Below are 24,157 nucleotides of genomic sequence, written 5' to 3' on the forward strand. Positions count from 1 at the left end.
ATTACTCGTCAGCCGAAAATCACTTAGTCAGATGTGAACAAATCGGCTTTTGCTCGTCATCCCCGCGAAGGCGGGCATGACGGCAATTTACTCCCTAGATGCTGGCTAGCTCGCCGGCCCAGGCCATCCCCTCCGGATACAGATGGTCGGCCACCGACTGCGCGTGCATTTCTGCGGAGAATCCCGGCATTGAAGGCGCCAGATAGCGGCCGTCGCGAATCTGTACCGGATCGAGGAAATGTTCGTGCAGATGATCGACGAACTCGATCGCGCGGTCATCCATCGATCCGGTGATGGCGACGAAGTCGGCCATGGCCAGGTGCTGGACCAGTTCGCACAAGCCAACGCCGCCGGCATGGGGAAATACACGGACGCCGAACTTGGCGGCCATCAACAGGATCGCCAGGTTCTCGTTGACGCCGCCCACGCGCGCCGCGTCGATCTGGATCAGGTCGACTGCTTCGGCCTGGAACAACTGCTTGAAGATCACCCGGTTCTGCGTATGTTCGCCCGTCGACACCGGCACGGGCGAGATGCCACGGCGAATCGCCGCATGGCCCAGCACATCGTCCGGGCTGGTGGGCTCTTCGATCCATGCGATGTCGAACGACGCCAGTTGATTCATCCACTCGATCGCGGTGCCGACATCCCAGCGTTGATTGGCATCGACCGCCATCGCCACGTCCGGACCGATCGCCTCGCGGGCGATACGGCAGCGCCGGATATCTTCCTCGACGCTTTCCCCGACCTTGATCTTGATGGTCCGGAAACCGTCCGCCACGGCCTGCCGCGCCAGCCGCGCCAGCTTCTCGTCGGAATAGCCGAGCCAGCCGGGCGAGGTGGTGTAAGCCGGATAACCTTCCGTGGTGAGGTGCTGGATGCGAGCGGCTTTGTGCGGTTCCGCCGCGCGCAGGATGGCGAGCGCTTCGTCGCGGGTCAGGACGTCGGTGATGTAGCGGAAGTCGATCAGATCGACGATCTGTTCCGGGCTCATGTCGGCGATGAGCCGCCACACCGGTTTCCCGCTGCGTCGCCCCGCCATGTCCCACACGGCGTTGATCACCGCGCCGATGGCCATGTGGATAACGCCCTTCTCCGGGCCCAGCCAGCGCAGTTGCGAGTCGTTGGTCAGGCTGCGGGCAAACCCGCCCAAGTCGCCCAGCACTTCATTGACATCGCGCCCCAGCACCAAGTGCGACAGGCACTGCACGGCCGCCGTCTGCACGTCGTTGCCGCGACCGATGGTGAACACCAATCCGTATCCGGCCAGGCCGGAGGGATCATCGGTGCGGATCACCACATAGGCGGCCGAATAATCCGGATCCTTGTTCATCGCGTCGGAACCATCGAGTTCGCGCGAGGTAGGGAAACGCACGTCGAACGTTTCCAGTGCGGTGATCCTAGCCATGCGCGATCGCTCCCCTTAACGCTGTCTCGTGCGAAATTACCTCTTGGCGCTGGCGGCCCAGCCCTTCTATTTCCAGTTCCATGACATCGCCGGGTTTCAGATACACCGGCGGCTTCTGGCCCAGGCCTACACCGGGCGGTGTGCCGGTGCTGATGATGTCGCCAGGCATCAACGTCATATAGCGGCTGATATAGCTCACCAGCGTCGCCACGCCGAATACCATCGTCTTGGTGCTGCCGTTCTGGTACTGGTGGTCGTTGACGGACAAGCGCATGCCGAGGTTCTGCGGCTCCGGCACTTCATCGCGCGTCACCAGCCACGGGCCGATCGGCCCGAACGTGTCGCAGCTTTTGCCCTTCACCCACTGCCCGCCTTGTTCCAATTGGAAAAAGCGCTCGGAGATATCGTTGATGACGGCATACCCGGCAACATGCTGCAGGGCTGTTTCGACCGGAACATCGCGCGCGACATCGCCGATGATCACGCCGAGTTCGACTTCCCAATCGGTCTTTTCCGAATCACGCGGAATGATCACCTGGTCGAACGGCCCACAGATCGCGGTGGTCGCCTTCATGAAGATCACCGGCTGCTCGGGCACCGCCATGCCCGATTCGGCGGCGTGGTCGGCATAGTTCAATCCGACGCAGATGAATTTCCCGACATGGCCCACCGGCGGACCCAGGCGCGGTGTGCCCTGCACTTCCGGCAGGCTCGCGGGATCGAGGCCGCGCAGTTTCGCCAGGCCATCCGCGCTCAATGCGTCGCCTGCAATATCGTTCACCACGCCGCTCAGGTCACGGATCTTTCCTTGCGAATCGAGCAGACCGGGTTTTTCGCGGCCACTCTCGCCATAGCGCAACAGCTTCATACCAGCTCCTTATAGATGCGGCATTCAATAGGTGTAAACAAAAAATCAGTTGGACCAACCACCATCGATGATGTGCGTCTGTCCGGTGGTGAACGACGATTCGTCGGATGCCAGATAAACCACCAATGCGGCGATCTCTTTCGGATCACCCAGGCGCCCGATCGGCTGGCGGTCGGTGAAACTCTTCCACACGGCTTCCTCGTCGCCGCCCAGCGCTTTTACGCGCGCGGCCAGGGATGGCGTACGCACCGTGCCGGGGCAGATCGCATTGCAACGCACGCCCTGGGCCACATAGTCGGCGGCGATCGCCTTGGTGAGTCCGATGACGGCGGCCTTGGTCGTACCGTAGGTGAAGCGGTTCGCCACGCCCTTGATGCTCGATGCCACCGAAGACATGTTGATGATGCTGCCGCTGCGCTGGGCCAACATGCCGGGCAGGACCGCCTTGCACAGGAAGTACATCGCATCGACGTTGATGGCGAATGAGCGCCGCCAGCTCGCCTCGTCGCAGTCCAGGATGCTTCCCTGGTGAACGTATCCGGCGCAATTGAACAACACGTCGAATGTTCCCTGCTCGGCCACGAGTGCGCCGATGGCCGCGGCGTCGGTGACGTCCAGCGATGCGGTCCGGATGTCCGGCTGTTCCGCGGCCAGCGACGCCAACGCGGCGGCATCCAGATCGGTGGCCAGCACCTGTGCGCCTTCCCGTGCGCAAGCCAAAGCGCTTTCGCGACCGATGCCCGCGCCGGCGGCTGTTATCAGTACCCGCTTTCCATTCAAGCGAGCGCTTATCGGGTGTGACGTCATAGCGTTTCCTCTTTCTGATCCAAGGCGTAGAAACCGATCGCGGTCTCGCCGAATACATCCTGTTCATGGCCGGGAGCATGGCGGCGCACCCGTGCCTGCGCCAGTTCGAGCCAGTGGCCGTAGTCCGATTTGAGATTCAGCACCGGCCAGTCGCTGCCCCACATCAGGCGTTCCGGGCCGAAGTGTTCGAACAAGTGCGCCACGTACGGCTCCAGTTCGTCCGCGCCCGCACCATCACCTGCCTGGGTCAGCAAGCCCGATAGCTTGCAATGCAGCAGCGGCAGATCACGCGCAAGTCGGGCCACGTTTTCGGCCCAACCTGAAAATTCCTTGTCGGCGATATCGGGTTTACCCGCGTGGTCGAGCACGGCGCGCAACTTCGGGTGGCGAAGCAAGCGCGCCTGCAACGTCGGCAGCTGGTGCGGCAACACCAATGCGTCGAATACAAGGCCATGGTCGATCATCGCTTCGAAGGCGGCGTCAAGCATCGGCTTCAACAGCCATTGCGGATCGGCGATGTCCTGCACCATCGGCCGCAGGCCTTTGAGTTTTCCCTTGCCATAGGCCACAAGGCCGGCGATTCGCCTGGCTGCATCAGGGGCTTCCATGTCGGCCCAACCAACGACACCCGCCACGAAATCCGTTTGTGCCGCCAGATCCAGTAGATAACGCGTTTCCGCTTCTGTCGGCGCCGCTTGCACCAGCACCGTCGCCTGCACGTTGTGAGCGGCGAGCATTGGTGCGAGGTCTTGCGGCAGGTAGTCGCGGTACAGGACGCTGTCCGACGGACTCAGCCAGCCGTAGTCGCCGCGATCCGGACGCCAGAAATGCTGATGCGTGTCGACGATCATGCCGGGACCGCAACGCTCGCCGGCAGCAGTCCTTCTTCGCGCAGCTGCTTCCACAAACGGGCAGGCAGTTGCGTACCGATGCGCGTGATCGCGCTGCGCGCCTCGTCGGCGGAACGCATGCCAGCCACCACGGTCGTCACCGACGGATGCGAGAGCGGGAACTGCAGCGCGGCCGCACCCGTGTCCACGCCATGGGCATGGCAGATGGCGTAGATACGCTGCGCACGTTCAATGATTCCAGTGTCGGCCGGTTCGTAGTTGTATCGGTCCCCAGGCTTGTCGGCATTGGCCAACAAACCCGAGTTGTAGGGCCCGGCGGCAAGGATCGAGATGGACCGGCGCTGGGCTTCTTCCATCACCCGCGCGGAGTTCCGCTGCTCCAGCAGCGTGTAGCGCCCCGCGAGCATGATGCAATCAAGTGGAAACAGCGGCATCAATTCAAGGCAAATTTCTTCCTCGTTGACGCCGATGCCAATGGCGCGGCATGCCCCGGACGCCTTCAACTCGGCCATTGCTGGAAGAGCTTCATTCAACGCTTGCCGCAGCCGCGCCGGATGGTCGTCGCCGTGGGTGAGGCGACCGATGTCGTGCAGCAGCAGCACATCGACATGGGCGGTCCGCAGCCGCTCCAGGCTGGATTCGAACGACCGCAGCACGCCGTCGCGGCTGTAGTCGAATACCGCGTCGCGGCCGCTGACGGCGAATCCGTGCCGTCCAGGCTCGGCGGACGGTTCGTCTTGAAGCCGACGGCCGACTTTTGTCGATATCGCATAGCTGCTGCGCGGCCGCCCAGCCAGTGCGCGGCCCAGGCGCGACTCGCTGAGCCCGTAGCCGTAATAAGGCGCCGTATCGAAGAAGCTGATCCCGCCATCCAGCGCGGTGTGTACGGCGGCAAGTGCCTCCTCTTCCGCCACCGGCGCGTACAGATTGCCGATCGGCGCCGCGCCGAAGCCCAGCGCGGAAACCCGGACATCGCCCGCGATACGGCGCGGTGCTGGCTGGTTCTGACGCATTCCGTCGGGCTCACTCATCGGACTGCTTTTCTCACTATCCAATCCGCGTCGAAGAACGATTCGGCGGCACAGGTCGCAGGGAATTTCCGGCGCGCCAGCCCTCTTGCCGGCATGACGCACGTTTCTTATATGAACTATACATGCGCATATGAAATCCGCAAAACAAGGCCGCTCGGCAAGCGTGCGCACCCGATGCAAACCCAGGACGGGCAATCCTGAACGCGGCGAAGGCCTGGTTTTTGTATGGCGCGACGATGCGCCAAGCCGCGCAGCAAGGTCGCGACTCTCCCATCCCCGCCCGCCGCGGCGCCACTCCCGCCGTGAAATATCGCTACTCGCGAAAGGAGCGCTCACTCACCCCAGAACCAGGTCCGACTACCTCCCCAAGCGAGCGAACGTCCTGGGGGCGACATCCGCCTCGTCCGGCCTTGCCTGCGGACGCAGATGGCTCGTTGCATGCTGCGCGACCCACGGCAATGCGATGGCCAGCAGGTAGAACTTCGACGCGTGGTATTTGTTGCTCATCCGGCTGCGATGACGCATCAGCCACGCGGGCGCACCCGGCAATATGTCGCGCGTCTGCAGCGAATAGTCGTAGACCTGATCGAAACGCTGCTGCGCCAACTTGCGCAGGTCGAAGCGGAAGCTGCCTTTCGCCACGACATACGGCAGCTGGGGAAAGCGACGCGCGATGTGTTCCCTTACCAGCACCTTGTTGATGCCCTTGCGAACATCCATCCGCTGCTCCGGCGGCACTTCATGAGTGATCCAGTGCCTCAGCTTCGCGTCGCAGTAGGGATAAGCGACGTGCAGCGAAAGCGCTGTGGTGGTGTACGTGCCTTTGGCGATGCCGCCAGGCGTGGCCATGATGTCCAAGGTGATGGATAGCTGTTCGGTCAGGTTGCCGGCCGCGGAAATCGCAGGCGCGAAACGGGCCAATCGTGCCTTGGATTGCTGCGCGACCTGTCTTCCGAACAGCGCATCCACTTCCGCGTCGGTGAAGCGCGAACCGGGAAAACTACGTTCGAACGGATCCATCTGCAGCGTCGACAGCAAATAGCTCAGTTCGAAATTGAGATCCAGATACTCCGAGTCGTGGAAAAAGCCCGGCAGGCGGATATTCCTGGCAAGCAGGCGCAGCAAGTGCTTGTGCCAGGTCGCCGGCACGCCCAGATAGACGTCCGAACCCAGACCGTCGATCACACCATCGCCACCCAGCCGGACGATTTCCGTGGCGAGGTCGACATAGGACAGCAAAGCGAAATCGGCGGTCAGTAGCGGCATCTTCGGCAGCAACGCCAGATAGCGATCATAGGCGCGGCCGGGATCGCAGACGAGCACTTCGTGGCGCAAGCCCAAGTGTTGCGCCACATGCTTGGCGGAGGCCACTTCGTTTTCTTCGCTGCCGCCCAGATAGGTCAGGCAGGTGGTATCGGGCCGCACCTCGCTGGCGGCGATCGCCAGCGAGGTCGAATCCTTGCCGCCGCTTTGCAAGAGCCAGGGTGCGGCCATCCGATGGCTGGCGCGAACCAACGCATCGCTCAACAGACGGTGGTATTCGGCCGCCCAGTCCTGCTTCCTGGCGGCACGGACCTTGCGCTGACCGGGTGCGCCGAACATGGGCCGGTATACCGGATCGGCGAACATGTCCTGCGTCGGGTCGAATCCGCAACTGACCAACCGGACGTTCTCGTATATCGAATATGGCGGATAGACGAAGCCGTTGCGCAGCAGGTCGGCAAGCGACACGGAATCCAGGCCGCCACGCTCGACGCGATCGGCCAGTAGTGCGAAATCGGGTTCGCCATGAAACGGCGATGCTATGAGTTGGATGGGGTTCAAGCACAGCTCCGTTGCTGAGGCTGGTGGCGAATCAACCGCATCGACCTTCATCGGTTCTTCCGGCATGCCGGAAGAACCGACGGCGGCCGGTCTACTGCCAGAACATTTCGATCGAACCAACCAACGGCTTGGCGCCGGCGGTCGGCGTACCGCCGGGGACGAAGCTGAGTGCCAGCGTGTCGCCCGCTCTGGCCGCGCCGCTGTTGACCATCGAACGCAGCAACTCGGTCACGTCGAAGCTGTAGAAGTTGTCGCCCAGCGCATCGCTCAACGCGCCATTCCCATGATCATGGAATTCGGCATCGAAGAAGTTGATGTTGCCTACGTAGGACTTCGAGTTCAGCCGTGTGTCCTGGCTGCGCGTCAGGTACAGGTGGTAGAGAACTTCCGGCTGTGCCCAGGTGTGCAGATCCTTGAGGACCAGATACGTGCGGCGGCGCTTCAACGGATCCAGCGCGACCACCGCCTGGCGAGCAGCTGCGCTCACCGGGGCCAAGCCGATGCGCACCGGCCGATCATTGAGTTCGGCGGAAGCCGTGCCACGGGCAACGAGTTCGGAAACCAGGCCGATGGCCGTCGCCAGGAGTGTCGTGACCGCCTTCGTCCGGCGCTTCGACGTCGGTTCGGTGCCGGTGGGCGAAACGAACTTGTCGTAGGTGTAGCCCAGCGTGTCGATGCTGAAGAAGTCCCTCAGCGTGCCGCTTACGCGTTGACCGTAGGCATCGGCAAAGACGAACACGCTGTTCTGCCACGTGCCTGAGACCGGCATCGTGCCGCCGTTGAGCATCCAGCTTGCCCATAGCCGATCGACGTTGGAATGGTGCACCCAGAACAACGGGTCCTTGCCGGCATACGGCACCGCGCCCATGTTCGTACCAGTGCCCACCAGCACATGAATCCGGCCGTGGATACCCGAATCGACTACACGGCAGAAGCCCGGCACGGCGTTGACGGTGTGGTAGTACGGGCAGGCCATGGCGGGCGCGATATCCATGGCGTCGCCAGGTTGGTTCAGATGGATAGGCTGACCGGAGTTCGCCAGGCTGGTGCGGTCGGGACGGTAAAGCGACCCGTACAAGGGATCACTGGGCAAGCGGAACTGCAATGGCACCACGCCTCGTTTGGCCGGGTCGTGAGAGGTGTAGTTCCAATAGGGAAGTGTGAAGTCCGGCCGTTGCGCCACCTCACGGACGATCTGCTCCAGGAAGAAGACGAACATGCGGTGCCAAGGCAGAAAATGATTGGCGTTTTGTCCTGCGTGGGACTGGCAGGTATTCCATGTTTCTCCGGCCAGCATGCTCTGCGGCGTCACCGAAGCACCGAATATCCGGTTTATCTCGGCGGCCTTGGTAGTCGCACCATCGACAAAGTGCGTGTACCACTGCCATAGCCAGCTCAGGGGATCGCTCTCACCGCGCAGCTTCATCTTGGCAACGGCATCGGCGAATATCTGCAGCATCATCAACCCATTGGCGCTGCTGGCGTCGTAGCGCACCAAGGGCGTTGCCGCCCAGGCGTTTTTCGATAGCCACAACGCAAAGGGCATCGCAGCTGCGCCGCGCATGAAATTGCGGCGGGATGTGGATACGGCATTCATGACATTGGAACCTCGATTGTTATTTGTTCTTGGTCGTCGATCGGCGACGAATCGCCGAAAAGCAAAGCAGTTGAGCTGACGCCTCGCGAAGGTCCTCCCCACGGATGTCGAAACGCACACGCACCCAAAGCCTGCGTTTACAAGAACATGACCTGCGTCACGGCCGGATCAAATTTTTAACGTGCAAGCGACGCAGCCCGCACATCTTCGCCAACGTCCGACCAGTGGCGAATCGGACACGCAAAATGTGCTGGGTTCATTCACCTAAATGCGCGCGCATGCGATTTATAAATGCGCACACAGTCACTCCGCCGTATTTAGCGGAGTCAAACTGGCGTGAAGGGGCGATTCAGATGCAGAAAACAAAGCAGGAGCGACGCCGGTCGCGATGAGGCTTTACAAGCAAGGCCACATCGCGACTGACGTCGCTCCTACAGGTAACGGGCGGCTTACCCCGAAGCCGGTGCAGCGAGTGCTAGTGCTGCACTTCCCTTCTTGGTTGCGCTTCCTGCGTTTCCATCGGCGCGGTTTCGCGCATGGTGGAGGGCGTTTCGCCACCGGCGTGTGGCGTCAAATGAATAACGATCGCTTGGACGCCATGCATCTTGGAAATGGTTTCCACCGCAATCTCCATTTCCGGATTCTGGACGTCTCCGCTCAGCACCACCTGGCCACCGCGCACATCCACTTCAAGCGCCGACGGGCGGTCGATCACATGACCCAGCTTGGCACGGATCCGTTCGCGCAATTGCTCATCGTCCACGGGCCGCGGCGCTATCTTCGCCCGCGTTTTCGCCAGCGCACCCTGCACATGGTCCGCAGCACGTTTTGATTTGGCGCGGGCGTAACGTTCGGCATCATGGCGAACCGATACGGCCTGGTCACGGACCAGGCTGCGCCGGCGACGACCCGCCACCGGGTCCAGGTAATACATGAAGGCTGCACCCGCAGCGAAACTTGCGACCACTCTGAGCATGGGGTTCATGGAAGATTCTCCTAGCGAATCAGTTTTGCCAGTACCGCCGAAGCACAAGACGATCCCATTCGCGCGGTTTCTCCGCGCGGGGCGCCCGAACGCGTCAGTGCGGCTGCGATACCTGCCGCGAAACCTCCGCCTTCAGCGAACGCACGTCGTTCCTGCGCTCAAGATCGGCCAGCGCGACAATGCCGCAGAGCCGGCCATCGTCATCGACGATGGGAACGCGGCGAATCCGCTCGCGCACCATGACATCGGCGCATTCGCGCAGGTCCGAGTCGACGTTCAAAGTCACCACGGGGCTCGTCATGCAGTCTTCTGCGCGCACCTGGGTAGGATCCTGTCCGGTGGCGACCAGCCGCACCACGATGTCGCGGTCGGTCACGACGCCAAGCGGCCGGGCCTCGCCGTCGACGATGGGAATCTCGCCTACGTCATGGTCCAACATCATCTTGGCGATGTCCTTCAGCAGCGTATCGCGAGTAGCGGCGATGGGCCGCCCGGTCATGATGGTTTTGACATCCATGGCTATCTCCTCTGGGCGTTCGGATCTGGGCTTTCGAAAACCAGAGGCATGGTCCCGCAACGACAATCAAACCACCGTGAATCAAGGGTTAAATTCGTCTCGCTTCTCGTGTTCATGTGCGGCCATAAGCACATGTGTCGCTTCTCGCCCGAAGCAGCGCGGACTCGCCGGCGAATCGTGGCGATGAAAAGGCGTGCGCATAGCTTCTGCCTGTCATAGGAGCGCCGTCCCGGCGCGAGCTCTTCCCGTCAGATCGCGATAGAAGCGAAAAGCTCGCGCCGGGACCGCGCTCCTACAACAGCTGGGGCGCGAACCCTGCAGCGGCGGGAGGCCGCTCTACAACCCAAACGGATACGTATCCGGCACACCACCGCGCGGCTTGGCGGGCAGCGCTTCCACCGCACGGCTGGTATCGAACCACACGAAGGCGTCGAACTGTTGCGGCAAGATCGCTTCGGCGTAATGACTGAAGCGTTCGGTATCGGGGCGGTAGATCACGCCGATGAAGCGCTCCAGCCGCGGCGTCATCAGTGCTTCGCGCAGTTCGGCCTGGTCCTCGTCCTCGCGCAGATCCAACAGGTAGCGATCGATGCCCGCGTCATGACAGGCGCGCTCATAGCTGCCTTCCAGCGAGGGACGCACCTCCATCACCTTCATCGGGCTATCCCAATTGCTCGCGGCCGCGACGGTACCGGCGTGAGTGCCGAACCCGATAAGCGCCACGTGGCCAGGCAAGTTCTGGCGGCATAACTGGCCCAGATTGAGCTCTTCGCGCAGTTGCCCCATCTCGGTGTAGCGAGCGTCGCCGATGTGCGAGTTGTGCGCCCACACCACCGCTTTGCCGTCCTGACCGCGCGAGACCAGGAGCTGCCGGAGTGTTTCGAACATATGGGTGTCGCGCAGATTCCACGACTCGGCCGATCCGTAGTACATGGCGCGGTAATACGCTTCCGCGTTCCGGACCAGACGTGCATTCTGCTCGGCATCCAGGTAGTCGTCCTGATCGTCGCGGTATTCCAGCCGTCGCGCCAGCAGTTCGCCCAGCATGTCGGTGACCGCCTGCTCGCAAACCGCATAGCCCTTGTTAAGCGCCATGCGACCGTAGCCGGCCGGATCCCTGGCCCACGGCGTCAGGCAACCATACCGCTCGCGTGCAATGCCCGCGGCTTCGGGATCGACGCGATCCAGATAATCGATCACGGCACGGATGGAACGGTTGAGGCTGTACAGATCGAGGCCGTGGAATCCCACCTGGTGCTCGGCGTCGCGCGTCGCGTTGTATTCACGCAGCCAGTGAACCAGCTCATCGACGTCGGTATTCCTCCACATCCATGTGGGAAATCGCTGGAATACCACTTCTGGATCGCCTTCCGGCGTTCGATGGCGAACGTAGCGGTCGATACCCGCGGCATCGGGCCAGTCTGCTTCCACTGCGACAATGTTGAAGCCATGTTCTGCCACCAATCTGCGCGTGATGGCGGCACGGGCGCGGTAGAACTCGGAAGTACCATGGGTGGATTCGCCGAGCAGCACGACTTGCGCGCGGGCGAAGCGGTCGAAAGCACGGCCGAACGCATCCTCCTCCGGCGCATGACCGTTAAGGGCAGGCAGCGGCTCGGCGGCGCGGCGTATTTGTATTGCCACGGCATCGCCATCAAGGTCTTCGTGCGACTTCTCGGCAATCGCAGGGGCGTCGCCTTCCTGTGCCGCCCAGCCGTGCTTGCCAATCAATGGGACAAATAGCACGGGCCCAAGATCCTCCTGCTTGTAATCGTCCTGGCCCTTGCGCGTCACCTTGACCAGATGCTGCTTGCGGCGCGAATCGCCGACCGGCATCACCAGTCGGCCTCCTGGTGCCAATTGTTTCAGCAGCACTTCTGGCACCGAGGGGCCGCCCGCGGCCGCCAGGATGACATCGAAAGGCGCCGCTTCCGGCCAACCCGCGGTGCCGTCGCCGGTGCGCACTTCGATGTTGGTGTATCCAAGCCGCTGCAGGCGTCCTTTCGCCAATGCTGTCAGTTCCGCGTGCCGCTCTACCGCGTATACCCTTGACGCTACTGCCCCAGCGACCGCCGCCGCGTAACCGGAGCCCGCGCCAATTTCCAACAGCCGGTCCGCAGGCGAAATTTCCGCGGCGTCCATCATCAGCGCCACGATGTAGGGCTGGGATATCGTCTGCCCGGCGGCAATGGGTAGCGGCGAATCTTCATAGGCGAATTCGCGCAGCTCGTCGGATACGAAATGCTCACGCGGAATTTTCCGCATGGCGTCCAGAACGTGGCGGTTACGCACACCGCGCCGGACGATCTGCTGATCGACCATGCGTTCGCGTTGAGCCTGGAAGTTCATGGCGATGCGGCCTCCCGGGTGCGAACTTCCCCGCCGCGCATCTTGCCCGCCGTTACTTTGCTGCTTGTTCTGGATGCGCAGGGCGCCAGCGCCCTCGCCGAAGCCCTCGGGATCTTCATCGCGCCGGCCATCGTGTGGGACGGCTGGAGTTTGCGCTGGGTGGCGTGCTGGGGTGGTGAAAAATGACAGTACTAAAACAAACATAACGTGTAGGAGTGGTTCCGGCATGCCGGCACCGATAAGTCGCGATGAAGCCTTCCCATGAAAGCTTCATCGCGACTTACGTCGCTCCTACACGTTAAGTTTTTCGTGACGTTTTAGAGCCAGCGAGGAGCTGGGCGCCGTTAACGCTTCATCGATGGAGACGCATCTTCCGGTTCGCCAAAAACCGAAAACACCTCTTCATCCTGGTTGAATACCGGTGAGGCGAACGGTGCCGGGCCGGGGGTCCTGCCGAACTTGATGGGCCGGGTGACACCGCGATAGGCCCCGACCACCGGGTGCTCGATGGTGGCCACGATGTCCTCCGCCACCACTTGCGGATGTTCGAACATGTCTTCCACGCGGCGTGCCGCGGCGCAGGGCACCTCGTCGCCGAACAATGCTTCCCATTCCATTGCCGTGTGCGCGGCCAGTGCCACGTGCAACTGCGGCACGATCTCGGCGGCATGTTCGGCGCGCTTGCGGACGCTGTCGTAACGTGGATCCTCGGCCAGCGCATCCAAGCCAACTTTGCGGCACAACGCTTGCCAGAACCGTGGCGTATTGGCGGAGATGTAGAGATAACCTTCGCGTGCCGGGTGAATACCGGTGACCCCGCCCGAACGCATGTCCCGACCGATATCCAGCGATTCGCCTTCCACCCAGATCATCCGCGCCGATTGCATGGTCAGTGCGCTGCGCAGCAGTGAAACGCCGACGAACTGGCCCAGTCCGCTGCGTTCGCGTTCGTACAGCGCCGAAGATACGCCCGCCGCCAGCAGCGCCGCGGCGTAGTAGTCGACCACCGAGCCGTAGATGATTTCCGGCGCGCCGCCGCGCTTGCCCTGCAGCGTGCACATGCCGGTCATGGTTTGCAGCACCTGGTCGTAACCCGCCTTGTCCTTCATCGGCCCGGTTTCACCGTAGCCGGTCACCGCGCAATAGATTAGGCGAGGATTGAGAAGATTGAGACGTTCGTGGTCGATGCCCAGGCGCTTGGGTACCGAAGGACGAAAGTTATGCACCAGCACGTCGGCTTCGCGGACCAGCCGCAGCAGCTTCGCCAAGTCCTGGGGATTCTTCAGATCCAGTGAAACGCCGCGCTTGCTGCGATTCACGCCCATGAACGCGCGGCTTTCCGCCTGCAACGTGGACGGATACTGGCGCAGGTTGTCGCCATCGGGCGGCTCCACCTTCAGCACGTCCGCGCCCTGATCGGCCAGCAACGTGCAGCCGTAGGGACCGGCGATGTACGCGCTGAGATCGAGCACCTTGATGCCGCTCAGCGGACCGGGCGGACCCTGGCGCTCGGCCGAGCCGAAAAGTGATGCATTGTCCGGAGACGTCTTATCCATTGGCGGCAGATCCATCAACCATCGCGACTATTGTCACTGGCAGTCTGATGCAGGAGCAGGCAGCGAAACAGTGCGAATTCATATTTTCTGCTGCCATAAATTCTTGCGTATTTGGCTGGTACGCCATGTAGGAGCGCCGTCCTCGGCGCGAGCTCCTGCTTTTCGCGAACCATGGAATGCATGAGCCTGTGCGCAGCGTCACGCCGACGGTGACGTATCCGACGGCGATGTGGTTGGCGCCAGCGATAGCCACGTCAATCGCCAGGCGCCATCTTCCCGCCCTCCCGCGCGGTAGTACGGCCAGAAGAGCAAATCCGCCCGGCCGTCCAGCTTCATGCGAATACCAGGGCCCTCTTCACCAGGCTGCACAGGCAGCACTTCCAGCCATTGGTCGCTCGGCGCCGATGGCACACGCATGGTTTCCTCGGTCTTGTAGCCATCGATCAGGCCGGTGGCGTAGACCAGCGGCCCGCGGGTGATGCCGAGATATTCGTAACGGAGCACTTCTTGCGCCACCGGTGTGCCATCGGGTGCCCGCGATTCCTGCACATTGCGGTGAACGCGGCGATGAAGCACGGGTTGCATCGGGAAGTCGAGGACGATTTCATCGCCCGGTTTCCATTCGCGCTCCACTCGCACATATGTACCTGTTTCCACCGGACTCTGGATGGGCGTGCCGTTGATCCGAATGTGTGCATTCATCGCCCAGGAAGGAATCCGCAGGTCGATGGCGAACGATGACGATTGCTCAGGCGTCACCGCGATGCGAATGCCGCCATCGAAGGGATAGCGGGTGTCCTGCCGCAGTTCCACGCCGCCGGCCTGGGGCAATACCAACCGAGCAACGCCCGGGCCATAGAAATTGACCTGCGCCGCGCCATCGGACGAGACGGCATACGCGATCGCCGGCAGTTCCTCCAGCGCCATCGCGCCGCTGGATTTACAGCAGCGCCAGTAGGTCGTATGCACGCGTTTGCCGTTGGGGAACGAGTAGTAGCACCAGTCCTCGCCATTGGGCGCATGAGCACCCAACAGATCGTTGTAGGCGGTGCGTTCTATTTCCTCCGCGTATTTGGCTTGGCCTGTGATCGCCAGCAGTTCGCGGTTGAGTTGGATCCAGGCGAGTATCGAACAGGTTTCCACATAAGCCTGGGGAAAGAACGCGCCAGCCGGATTGAAGACTTCGCGCGACCGGTGCGCCACCCCGCCCCAAGGCCCTCCGCCCAGCGTGAGGTGATGGTCGCGGATGTTTTGCCACAGGTGCTCCACGGCCTGCGCCAACGCTGCTTCGCCGGTAGCCTTATGCAGCTTGGCCAACCCCACCAGATTCCACGCGAGTTGGTACGCCTTGCCGGTCGCGATCTCCGACGCATCGGCGCCGGACAAAGCGCGTGTCAACAGCGCAAGCATTGGATTGCGGTCGGCCTGTTCGAGTACGCGTTTCGCCAAATCCAAGTAGCGTTCTTCGCCGGTGGCGATGTACAGCTCCACCGCCGGATCCATCAACACCGTCGCGGACATGCCGTGGTGATTGCCCAGGTCGGTGATATCGATGCCGCCATCGGTCAGCGTGCGCAGGCACAGATCGCCAATCTTGCATGCGGCCTGCAGGTACTCCGGCCGCGGAAAATGCTTGTGCACTTCCAGCAGGCCGAGGATCAGATAGCTATGCGTCCAGATGTCCCAGGTGCGCACGCTGGGCGCACCGTCCCAGCTGACCGGCTTAAGTGGCTGCGGGTGCATGAATCGACGCTCGGGCGCGTAGTTGCCCAGATAACCATCCGCGTGCTGTACGCCGACCAGGTACTGTGCGACGCGGTGCAGGTTTTCCGTCAGCGACGCGTCCTGTGATCGCGCAGCTGCTTTCGCGGTGGCATACAGCCACTTGCCAGCGTGCTCGCCATACCAATCGCCTTCGAGATTATGAGCGGTGTTCGCCGGATCGAAGATGGCGATCGCCGGACTGGTTTCGTCGACGATGAAATGGCTGAGCCGGCCCTGGCGATTGGCTTCCAATGCCCTCCCCAGCAAGCCTTCCAAACGCACGTCACGGGCTGCCGTCATCGGTTCGGCGGCATCAGCACCGTCATTGCGATGCGAACGGTTCATTTCGCGTCGACCACGCAGCGGAAACCGACTGTGCCGGAACGATCCTTGCTGGGTGCCATCAACAGGTACTTGCCATGTTGATCCAACCGGTAGGCCTGCGGGAAATACCAGTGCGACGTCTGCGGCTGGTAGGCGCTGCCACCGCGCAACACGGCCGCGCGGGTGTGCTCATCGGCGTATTCGTCGGTCCACTGCCAGACGTTGCCCACCAGATCCATCACGCCGAAGGGACTGGCGCCCTGCGGATGCGCATCCACATCGGCCGGCGGCTGCAAACGGCGACGGCGATTGACGTCTGGCACGGCATCCGCGCGCCATTCGTTGCCCCACGGATACAGGCGGCCATCGGTTCCCTGCGCGGCGTATTGCCATTCCCACTCATGCGGCAGTCGCTTGCCCGCCCACGCGGCATACGCGCGCGCGTCTTCGATCGACACCCAGGTGACCGGCTTGTTTTCCCAGCCGGGTTGCGGTGCGCCATCGCGCCAATCGCGCAGGAAGTTGTGATCGTCGCGCGGCCGATAGCCGCTGGCGTCCAGGAATGTCTTGAATTGGGCGTTGGTGACCGGGAAGCGATCGATGTGGAATGACGTCATCGCCATGCGCCGGCGGTGATGGCGACGGGCGCTGTTTTCCCAGGGATATTGGACGTCGACGCCTTCCCATGTCTGGCCCTCGATCTCCACGCCGCCGACGACGAACAGATATTCGCCGGCCGGGATCGTGATCATGCCTTCCGGCGCCTGCGCGGCACGCAATGTCGGGGTGACCGGCGTGATCTGCTGCGGGATGGCCTGCCAACGGTTGGACAGCGTGCGCAGCGGCACGCGGGCGAAACCGGCCATCAACGACAGGAATGACGATAAACCTTCGACCTCACTACCTGCGCCCAAGGCGAGCAGTGCGCCGAACCCACGCCCTTCAAACTCCATTTCCACGATGGCATGGCCATCGATAATGCGCGGCTGCAATTCCGTGCCCTGCCACAGGTCGTAATAGCGCATGCCTTCGCTATGCGGCAGCGCGATCTGCTCGCCGGCCACGTCGTATTCGTTGCGGTTGACGATGGTCCACAGGACTTTCCCTTCACCGGGGAAGCGACTGGCGAACACGCCCGCCTGCAAGGTGGGAAAATACGGCGTCCACTCCAGGCTGACCATCAGCGGTGCGAACTGCCGCTCGATAGTGGCAATGCGGCGCAGCGACTCGGCGTCGCGCGGGGTGAACTGGTTCCAGATGCCCCAGACGTTCTCCCACGCGTTGTAGCCAATGCCGTTGAAGAAAATGTATTGCAGGTCGTGGTTGCGGTCGCGGCCCCAGCGGTTCTCGTAGTTGATCATGTGGCGCGGTTCCAGCCACTTGAACTTCGCCACCGGCGGGATCACTTCGTTCGGTGCTTTCTTGCCCCAACTCTGCACGTTCCAGATCAGGTGTTCTTCCGCGCTGATGGTGGATTCCGGCTGCACCACCACCGGACGGCCAAGCGCATCGCAGGCATCGAAGAAAGCACGCGGCACCCCGTTGTAGGTGTCACCGTTGATGCCGTCCGCGCCGACTTCCTTCACCAGGTTCGCAACGGCAACCCAATCCGCTTCGCCTTGCTCACGGGTGCCGTTGTCCCACGGCATCGTCGGCAGGAACACCTTGACGCCGCGGCGATGGAAATCCTTCACCGCCCCGCGCAGGCCTTCGACGCCACCGGGCAGGTCGCGCGCCATGTCGAACTGGTTGCGGTCGTCGATACCGATGTTCGGATAGACGTACCAGAGCAGCACACTGTCCAAGCCGCCGAAACGCTGTTCCAGGTCGTCCAGATAACGGTCCACGGTGTAGCAGCCGGCTTCTGCATCGTAGAAGTAGCGGTCCTCCACCATCATCTGCGCATGCACGAAATTGCGCTGCGCCCATTGCAGCTCCGGCCGGCGGTAGTTCGCGTCGTCGTAGCCGATCCGGGTGAGGTGTTCGCGCCGCCAATCGCGCAGCTCGCTGATCCAATCGGCGGAGGTGGTGTTGACGTCAATCTTCCAGTGGCCGATCTCGGCGAACGGCCATCCCGGTGCCTTGCCGGGTGTCGGCAGATAGCGGCCCGTGGTGACGTGGGAAAACTTGTATTCGGTTTTCACCGGTGAACGTTCAGAAGCGGGCGTGGGATCCGTGGGGGAGGTCATATCGAGGGATTCTATCGGTCTGGTTTCTTGTGCAAGCGAAAATCAAGCCATGCCGCAGTATGCGGCCAGCGTGGCGTAGGCGTTGGGCGATGGAGCAGGCGCGGTCTTCAGGAAATCCTCGACCTGCGCCAATGTGGGAATGCTGGCTTGCGCACCCAGGCGGGTACACGCCAAAGCGGAAGCGGCGCTGGCGTAGCGAAGTCCGTCGGCCAGACCCGCACCCTGCCCCAGGCGAGCGGCCAATACGCCGCAGAACGTGTCGCCCGCCGCGGTGGTATCCACTGCATCGATGGTGAAAGCCGGTTGCAGCACGACTTCATCCGCGACACGGGCAAAACAACCGCGCGCGCCCAGCGTCACCACCAGGCAGGGCACTTGGATACGCGCCAGGCCCTCAGCCAGATCGTGGGTGCCCGCCAGCGCGGCGAGCTCGCCTTCGTTCACCACCAGCACGTCCAACGCTTCCAGCAGCCGGGTCGGCAACGCGCGGGCGGGCGCCGCATTCAGCAGCACACATACGCCGGCGGCGCGCGCGCTCAACGCGTAGGCCTCCACCGTTTCCAGCGGCGTTTCCAGTTGCAACAGCAAATGGCTGGTGTCTTCCAGCGCAGGGAGATCCTTGGGATGCAGCAGCGAGTTGGCGCCGGGCGCCACGGTTATCGCGTTCTCGCCATCATCGGCCAGGCAGATGAAAGCCATCCCGGTTGCCGCGTCGGGAGACCGCACGATGTCCAGAGAGACTCCAGCCTCACGCAATGACGATTCCAGCGGCACGGCGAATGCGTCTTCACCCAACGCCAGCAGCATGCGCGTGGGCGCGCCACCGGCCCTGGCACAAGCGACCGCCTGATTGGCGCCTTTCCCGCCTGGGAATGTAGCGAACTCGCGTCCCATCACGGTTTCGCCAGGTGCCGGCACATGCGGCGTACGCACGACGAAGTCCAGGTTGGCCGATCCGGCAACGAAGATTCGCGAATGATGTCCACTCATCGCCCTAGCGCCTCATACACCGCGTCGTAGAACCCCACGGCGATGCGCGGCAGATCATTCTTCTCTCCATTCGGCAGGTGCTGCATCAACAAGATGGCAATCAACTTCTCCTCGCGATCCAGTGTGAAGGTGGTCGACGCAGCACCCGACCAACCGAAAGCGCCGACCGAACCCGAGCGCCCGCGCTTGGCCGCATCAAGCACCACATACCCGCCGAACCCGAAACCTTCGCCGCTGCTGAACTCGTTGACGGGCGGATCCAACTGGCCTTGAAGCTGGTTTTGCATCATCAGGTCGACGGTCTTTCGCTTCAGAATGACATCGCCTTCCAAACGACCGCCGTTCATCAGCATCTGGCAGAAGCGTGCGTAGTCGCCGGCGGTGGAATACAAACCGCCCGCACCACTGGGATATGGGTTAAGGCTGGCGCCGGGTCGGCGAGCGCTGGGGCCGTCGTCCAACACCAATCGGCCATCGGCGCCCATGCGGGTGATGTCGGCGATGCGATCGCGATAACGCTCCGGAACACTGAACCCGGTATCGCGCATCTTCAAAGGGGCGAATATGTGGTGTTGCAGATAGGCATCGAAGGATTTGCCGCTGACCACTTCGACAAGCCGAGCCAGGACTTCAATGCCGGTGCCGTCGTACTTGAAGCGCGTGCCCGGTTCGGTTGCCAGCGGTACCCGCGCCAACCGTGAGACGAACGTCTTCAGATCCGGCGAACCATGCAAGTCCGCGCGCTCCAACAGGCGTGTGGCTTCTTCGTAACCCTCGCCTCCGCTGGCGAAGCCCGCCGTATGCGTCAGCAATTGGCGAATCGTAATGGGTTGCTGGACAGTTTCGGTTCGCGGTGCATCGGCGGTGCCGCCGACGAAGCGCTGCATGCTCGCGAACTCAGGCAGGTAACGGGAGATCGGATCATCCAGGCCGATCTGCCCGTTCTCGACCAGCTGCAATACCGCCACCGAAGTAACCGGCTTGGTCATCGAATAGATTCGGAAGATCGTGTCCTCTCGCATTGGTGACGAACGACCCAGGTCACGATGGCCATAGACCTGAAAGTCGACGACTTTCCCGTCGCGAACGATGAGCGTCACCGCACCCAGATAGCCCTGCGGACCGGTCGATTTCTCAATAAGGCTATGTAGCCGCTGCAGCTGCTCGGCAGAGAATCCCTCCTCCGCGGGAGATCCCGCGGAAGGAAGGGGCACCGCTGGAGGGAACGCGGTGCAAAGCGGTGCGACACCCATTCCTGCCATGAGCAGCAGCGACCGGAGCCGCTGCATGCCTTTCGACAGGAAGTTCTGGCGTTGAGGTGCTCTAGGGCGTGTCATCCAATGGGTAGTCACCCGCGCCGCGCCGCCGCGCGCCCGGCGCGGTGTCATCGCTCGGGCGTGTATCGGCATACATTTCCTCGCTCTTCCTTGCGCCGAACGCGCGGCGGCGCGGCGCGGGTGACTACCCATTGGATGACACGCCCTAGGGTTCAAAAGCTGATGGTGTGGGTAAGCGAAATCATGCGGCCCCGGCCGGCCCAATAGTTCTGGAAGCCTTCCACCTGCGACCAGCTGAGGATGTATTGCTTGTCGGTGAGGTTTTCGATGCCGACCGAGAACTTGCCGAAGCGGTCGGTTTCGTAGTTCATGCTCAGATCGAACAGCGTGTAGCCCTGGGTGTTCTCCGTGAAGGAGAACGCCTGGCCATCGAACTCGCGCACGTCGCTGCCGGACAGCTGGCGATCCCTCAACATGGTGGCGCCCAGGGTGATGTCGCCGTTGGGCACGAACTGCCAGGTAACCGACGCCGCGATCTTGTCGGGGTTGATATCCAGCACGCCCATCGGCTTGTTGAGTCCGCCAGCCGGATAGTTGCCGCCCGGATGTGCCGACCAGAACGCCGTCTTGCCACGGATGCGCGAATACAGCGCGCTCGCCTTCCACTGCTCGTTGAAGCGCCACTCACCGCTGACTTCCACACCCTTGATGCGTGTCGGTGCGCGGCTGAGGATGAAATCGTCCGTGTTGGGATCGATGGCCAGCGATGTGCCGAACGGCGATTTCGAATCGTAGTGCGACGCGCTGAAAGAACCACGGCGACCGCGCCAGTTGACGCCGAACTCGGTGTTTTCCACCACAATGGCCGCGATGTCTGCAATGCGATCCACCGACTGCCCAGGCACGCTGATGTTGCGCAGGGGAATGCCGATGTTGGGCAGCCCGAAGCCTTCGCCATACGAGCCGAACACCGACCACTCGTCGTTGATGCGCCAGATCGCGCCGTAGTTGATCAGGTTTTCCTCGTAGTTCACACCGCCACCCTCAACGAAGACGCTGTTGCGGTAAGGCGTAGTGGTATAGCTGTCCACATGCAGCTCGCCGTCTTCGCGACGATAGCCGCCGCTCAACGTGACCGGGCCGACGTCGTAGGTCAGCTGTGCGTAAGGAGCCTTGCTTTCGTACTCCATCGGCGGCACCCACACGCGATTGGTCAGCGCCAGGCGCTGCTCGGCGGTATCGCGGACCAGGTCGATACCGGTGCGCAGCTCCAGGCCGGATACGTTGAACAGCTCGGGCCGGGTCCAACCGATGCGCACGCCCTTCTTCTCGGTCACGATTTCGGATTGGTCGAAAATGCGGTCCGCTTCGTTGAAGTTATCGTCCACCTTGACCAGCTGCTTGTCGTCGCCGTTTTCCGGCAGATAACGCATGGCCTGGTCGGCGTAGTACGCGTCCACGCCCAGCGTGCCGCCAAAGAAGTCGGCGTGGGTGTACTTCAGCGCGTACTGCTTGAAATCGTTGAACTCGGCCTTCTGCCCAAAGATCTGCCCGCGCTCGGATGTGTTGGGCGTGGGTACCGGGCATTCCTCGCTCACGTAACGGCAGCCTTCGACCTGCACGTAGTTGCCTTTGCCCTCGATCTTGAAATGGCTCAGCGTGGCCTGCAGACGCTGCTCGCCGCTCTCGCCGAAGTTGATGCCGCCTTTCAGGAACAGGTTCTTGGCTTCGGAGTCGGACACCGAGCCACTGGTGTTCATGCCGATGCGACGGCCTTCGCCGTCGTAGGAAATGCCACGATCGATGAACGATGCGCCGCCAATGAAATCCGTGCTGTCGCCCCGGTAAGCATGGTTGACGCCCAGCTTCCATCCGGCGCTATCGCTGCCGAACTGGGTCGAATAGCGCGAGATCACGGTGGTCTCGTGGCCATCCTTCTCAGGCACCTTGGACAGATAGTTGATGATGCCGCCCGCGGCACCGATGCCCTCGGATGCGGATGGCCCGTTGATCACCTCGATGCGCCCCACCATACCCATGTCGGTGAAGGTGCCGGCGCGGTTTCCTTCGCGCAATGGCGAGCCTTGCGGAATACCGTCGAACAAGCGCAACGCGACGCGTCCGCGCAAGGTTTCACCGGAATTGCTCATCGCCTGCGAAGACTCGGCGTAGCCGGGCACCGTACGTGCGAGCACGGCGGTCGCATCTTCGGTCAGCAGCAGCGTGTGCTGAATCTCTTCTGGCGAAACCAGGGTGATCGCACCCGGAATCTTGTCCACCGCCTTGGGAGTGCGTACGCCAGTAACAATTACATTATCCAGTTCGACCGGATCAGACCGCTGTTCGTCCGTGGGCTGCGATGGATCTTCTGGCGGCGTGTTCTGCTGCGCATGGACGCTGGCGCTGACGGCAGCGGCTAGCAGGAATACGCCAAAAGCGGCGGGGACTTGCTTCATGGTCTTTGTCTCTGTGATTTTTATGATGGTTGTGGAGACGCAAGTTGCTGAGGCGCGTCTCACCAGTGCGGCATGCGCAAAAAAACCAGGCGGCGACGATACGCGCCTGCTGCCGAGCGTTCCTCCCAGACACTCGAACCCTACGATGCGCAGAGACTAGAGATTGGCGGGAAGTAAAAGAACGGGTCGCGCCTATGTTCAGAGGCTAGTTTTTGTTGCTTACCGCGATGATTTTTTGGTTGCGCTGCAGCATATTCCCGGACCCCTATTGATCCTCGTAGAGCGGAGCTTGCTCCGCTGCTTTTACGCACACGGGCTCCGCATACGATGGGCAATGAAAAGCACCTCTAAGTGGCTATTCGTTATCGCCAGCCGTTGCGACGCCCTTGTTGCTACCGAGTCGGTCCTACCGCGGGGCGCAGCTCGGCTCTACAGAATCGCGGCGCGGCTCTCTTGCAATAGCACGGTCACCAAGCGGATGCGGACGGTGGATCGCGACCAGACCATGCCGATCCGCCGCGGTACGCATTCCTCCGGCAGTGGCAGGCGTGCCAGGCGCAAGCCCTCCGGCCAGGGCCGCGCCCAGTCGGGTACCAGCGACACGCCCAGCCCACGGTCGACCATCACCGCGATGGCGTTCAAGGCGTTCAATTCGAAACGCTCGTGCGGCACGATGCCCGCCTTGCGCAGGTACTCGTCGGCCTGCCGCCCGCCCCACTGGTACCGGTCGTAGCGGATCAGCGGCTCATTGGCCAATAGCTCGTGCGGATCCCGGTGCGCCATGCTCTCCGGCGCCAGCACCACCAGCGGTTCTTCGCGCAGCAGCTGCCAGTTGCAGGTCTTCGGCAGCGGGAACGGCGCCTGCAACACGATGGCCGCATCCAGTTCGCCGGACTCGACCGCGCGGTACAGATCCGCCGAATAGCCCGGCTTGATGAAGACGTTGATCTGCGGGAATTTATCGACCATCCGCGCCAGGATGTCCGGCAACATGCCGGCCAGGGCGGTCGGACATGCACCCAAGCGCAGCTCGCCGGACACTGAGCGGTCGTTGGCGACGCTGCGCATGTCGGCCACGTCGCGCAGCAGATCACGGGCGCGCTGCAGGATCCGGTCGCCTTCCTCGGTCACGCTGACGGTGCGCCCTACCCGGGCAATCAGCGCCACGCCCAGTTCCCGCTCCAACGTGCGTATCTGCTGCGCCACCGCGGCGGGCGTGATGTTCAGCAGCCGCGCGGCAGCCGCCATCGATCCACGATCGACAACGGTGACGAAGGTATTCAAAAACTGGGTATCCACGTCACTCCCCGCAGGTTGCCACGCAGGCTACACGAGGGCCCGGGTCCAGGCGACAGGACCTTCGG

18 protein-coding genes are annotated in these 24,157 nt (G+C 62.4%); 1 reads left to right on the top strand and 17 read right to left on the bottom strand.

Translation table 11 applies throughout. The annotated features are described in order from the left end of the window. Nucleotides 1-94: 94 nt before the first annotated feature. From AADW18_RS17030 to AADW18_RS17075, 10 genes are all read right to left on the bottom strand, one after another. Nucleotides 95-1,408 (bottom strand): L-fuconate dehydratase, encoded by a 1,314-nt coding sequence (locus tag AADW18_RS17030; RefSeq protein ID WP_337344597.1) that lies wholly within the window; start codon nucleotides 1,406-1,408, stop codon nucleotides 95-97. After that, entirely contained in the window at nucleotides 1,401-2,276 is an 876-nt protein-coding gene (locus tag AADW18_RS17035) for a fumarylacetoacetate hydrolase family protein (RefSeq protein WP_337344598.1), read from the bottom strand. Before AADW18_RS17035 ends, AADW18_RS17030 begins: the two co-directional genes overlap by 8 nt. A 45-nt stretch (nucleotides 2,277-2,321) precedes the next feature. After that, nucleotides 2,322-3,083: an SDR family oxidoreductase gene (locus tag AADW18_RS17040; protein WP_337344599.1), complete on the bottom strand. Its 762-nt coding sequence runs from the start codon at nucleotides 3,081-3,083 to the stop codon at nucleotides 2,322-2,324. After that, entirely contained in the window at nucleotides 3,080-3,934 is an 855-nt protein-coding gene (locus AADW18_RS17045) for an amidohydrolase family protein (RefSeq protein WP_337344600.1), read from the bottom strand. Before AADW18_RS17045 ends, AADW18_RS17040 begins: the two co-directional genes overlap by 4 nt. Next, nucleotides 3,931-4,965, bottom strand: a complete 1,035-nt coding sequence (locus AADW18_RS17050) for an aldo/keto reductase (protein ID WP_337344601.1) — start codon at nucleotides 4,963-4,965, stop codon at nucleotides 3,931-3,933. Before AADW18_RS17050 ends, AADW18_RS17045 begins: the two co-directional genes overlap by 4 nt. Nucleotides 4,966-5,322: 357 nt before the next feature. Next, the gene (locus AADW18_RS17055) at nucleotides 5,323-6,789 is read right to left on the bottom strand and encodes an asparagine synthase-related protein (protein WP_337344602.1); all 1,467 of its coding nucleotides are present in this window, start codon (nucleotides 6,787-6,789) and stop codon (nucleotides 5,323-5,325) included. A 91-nt stretch (nucleotides 6,790-6,880) separates the two neighbouring features. Continuing rightward, the gene (locus AADW18_RS17060) at nucleotides 6,881-8,386 is read right to left on the bottom strand and encodes a tyrosinase family protein (RefSeq protein WP_337344603.1); all 1,506 of its coding nucleotides are present in this window, start codon (nucleotides 8,384-8,386) and stop codon (nucleotides 6,881-6,883) included. A 475-nt stretch (nucleotides 8,387-8,861) separates the two neighbouring features. After that, nucleotides 8,862-9,371 carry a BON domain-containing protein gene (locus tag AADW18_RS17065; protein ID WP_337344604.1) on the bottom strand — a complete coding sequence of 170 codons (510 nt, stop codon included), beginning with the start codon at nucleotides 9,369-9,371 and terminating at the stop codon, nucleotides 8,862-8,864. A 94-nt stretch (nucleotides 9,372-9,465) separates the two neighbouring features. Further along, nucleotides 9,466-9,888, bottom strand: a complete 423-nt coding sequence (locus tag AADW18_RS17070) for a CBS domain-containing protein (RefSeq protein ID WP_337344605.1) — start codon at nucleotides 9,886-9,888, stop codon at nucleotides 9,466-9,468. Nucleotides 9,889-10,224: 336 nt separating this feature from the next. Next, on the bottom strand, nucleotides 10,225-12,237 hold the full coding sequence (locus AADW18_RS17075; protein ID WP_337344606.1) for a protein-L-isoaspartate(D-aspartate) O-methyltransferase: 2,013 nt from the start codon (nucleotides 12,235-12,237) through the stop codon (nucleotides 10,225-10,227). Here AADW18_RS17075 and AADW18_RS17080 point away from each other — a divergent pair. Continuing rightward, nucleotides 12,130-12,423 (top strand): hypothetical protein, encoded by a 294-nt coding sequence (locus tag AADW18_RS17080; protein WP_337344763.1) that lies wholly within the window; start codon nucleotides 12,130-12,132, stop codon nucleotides 12,421-12,423. The two genes, AADW18_RS17075 and AADW18_RS17080, sit on opposite strands and share 108 nt — an antisense overlap. A 158-nt stretch (nucleotides 12,424-12,581) precedes the next feature. On the opposite strand, the gene AADW18_RS17085 is transcribed toward AADW18_RS17080, so the two are convergent. From AADW18_RS17085 to AADW18_RS17115, 7 genes are all read right to left on the bottom strand, one after another. Further along, on the bottom strand, nucleotides 12,582-13,793 hold the full coding sequence (locus AADW18_RS17085; protein WP_337344607.1) for a CoA transferase: 1,212 nt from the start codon (nucleotides 13,791-13,793) through the stop codon (nucleotides 12,582-12,584). A gap of 198 nt (nucleotides 13,794-13,991) precedes the next feature. Further along, on the bottom strand, nucleotides 13,992-15,902 hold the full coding sequence (locus tag AADW18_RS17090; RefSeq protein WP_337344608.1) for a beta-L-arabinofuranosidase domain-containing protein: 1,911 nt from the start codon (nucleotides 15,900-15,902) through the stop codon (nucleotides 13,992-13,994). Next, nucleotides 15,899-18,070: an SUMF1/EgtB/PvdO family nonheme iron enzyme gene (locus AADW18_RS17095; protein WP_337344609.1), complete on the bottom strand. Its 2,172-nt coding sequence runs from the start codon at nucleotides 18,068-18,070 to the stop codon at nucleotides 15,899-15,901. Before AADW18_RS17095 ends, AADW18_RS17090 begins: the two co-directional genes overlap by 4 nt. A 42-nt stretch (nucleotides 18,071-18,112) precedes the next feature. Next, entirely contained in the window at nucleotides 18,113-19,060 is a 948-nt protein-coding gene (locus AADW18_RS17100; RefSeq protein WP_337344610.1) for a ribokinase, read from the bottom strand. After that, nucleotides 19,057-20,469: a serine hydrolase domain-containing protein gene (locus AADW18_RS17105; RefSeq protein ID WP_337344611.1), complete on the bottom strand. Its 1,413-nt coding sequence runs from the start codon at nucleotides 20,467-20,469 to the stop codon at nucleotides 19,057-19,059. Before AADW18_RS17105 ends, AADW18_RS17100 begins: the two co-directional genes overlap by 4 nt. Before the next feature lie 80 nt (nucleotides 20,470-20,549). Further along, entirely contained in the window at nucleotides 20,550-22,793 is a 2,244-nt protein-coding gene (locus AADW18_RS17110) for a TonB-dependent receptor (RefSeq protein ID WP_337344612.1), read from the bottom strand. Nucleotides 22,794-23,222: 429 nt separating this feature from the next. Continuing rightward, nucleotides 23,223-24,092: a LysR family transcriptional regulator gene (locus AADW18_RS17115; protein ID WP_337344613.1), complete on the bottom strand. Its 870-nt coding sequence runs from the start codon at nucleotides 24,090-24,092 to the stop codon at nucleotides 23,223-23,225. Nucleotides 24,093-24,157 lie beyond the last annotated feature (65 nt).

It is taken from the genome of Pseudoxanthomonas sp. CCNWLY206-1 (assembly GCF_039710385.1).
In the GTDB taxonomy this organism is placed as follows: domain Bacteria; phylum Pseudomonadota; class Gammaproteobacteria; order Xanthomonadales; family Xanthomonadaceae; genus Pseudoxanthomonas_A.

Coding starts and splice junctions, on each gene's coding strand:
- AADW18_RS17105 (WP_337344611.1), bottom strand. CDS start 20,469: ATGCCGATACACGCCCGAGCGATGACACCGCGCCGGGCGCGCGGCGGC.
- AADW18_RS17065 (WP_337344604.1), bottom strand. CDS start 9,371: ATGAACCCCATGCTCAGAGTGGTCGCAAGTTTCGCTGCGGGTGCAGCC.
- AADW18_RS17090 (WP_337344608.1), bottom strand. CDS start 15,902: ATGAACCGTTCGCATCGCAATGACGGTGCTGATGCCGCCGAACCGATG.
- AADW18_RS17110 (WP_337344612.1), bottom strand. CDS start 22,793: ATGAAGCAAGTCCCCGCCGCTTTTGGCGTATTCCTGCTAGCCGCTGCC.
- AADW18_RS17035 (WP_337344598.1), bottom strand. CDS start 2,276: ATGAAGCTGTTGCGCTATGGCGAGAGTGGCCGCGAAAAACCCGGTCTG.
- AADW18_RS17045 (WP_337344600.1), bottom strand. CDS start 3,934: ATGATCGTCGACACGCATCAGCATTTCTGGCGTCCGGATCGCGGCGAC.
- AADW18_RS17080 (WP_337344763.1), top strand. CDS start 12,130: ATGCTCACGCGGAATTTTCCGCATGGCGTCCAGAACGTGGCGGTTACG.
- AADW18_RS17100 (WP_337344610.1), bottom strand. CDS start 19,060: ATGAGTGGACATCATTCGCGAATCTTCGTTGCCGGATCGGCCAACCTG.
- AADW18_RS17095 (WP_337344609.1), bottom strand. CDS start 18,070: ATGACCTCCCCCACGGATCCCACGCCCGCTTCTGAACGTTCACCGGTG.
- AADW18_RS17040 (WP_337344599.1), bottom strand. CDS start 3,083: ATGACGTCACACCCGATAAGCGCTCGCTTGAATGGAAAGCGGGTACTG.
- AADW18_RS17085 (WP_337344607.1), bottom strand. CDS start 13,793: ATGGATAAGACGTCTCCGGACAATGCATCACTTTTCGGCTCGGCCGAG.
- AADW18_RS17030 (WP_337344597.1), bottom strand. CDS start 1,408: ATGGCTAGGATCACCGCACTGGAAACGTTCGACGTGCGTTTCCCTACC.
- AADW18_RS17050 (WP_337344601.1), bottom strand. CDS start 4,965: ATGAGTGAGCCCGACGGAATGCGTCAGAACCAGCCAGCACCGCGCCGT.
- AADW18_RS17070 (WP_337344605.1), bottom strand. CDS start 9,888: ATGGATGTCAAAACCATCATGACCGGGCGGCCCATCGCCGCTACTCGC.
- AADW18_RS17060 (WP_337344603.1), bottom strand. CDS start 8,386: ATGAATGCCGTATCCACATCCCGCCGCAATTTCATGCGCGGCGCAGCT.
- AADW18_RS17075 (WP_337344606.1), bottom strand. CDS start 12,237: ATGAACTTCCAGGCTCAACGCGAACGCATGGTCGATCAGCAGATCGTC.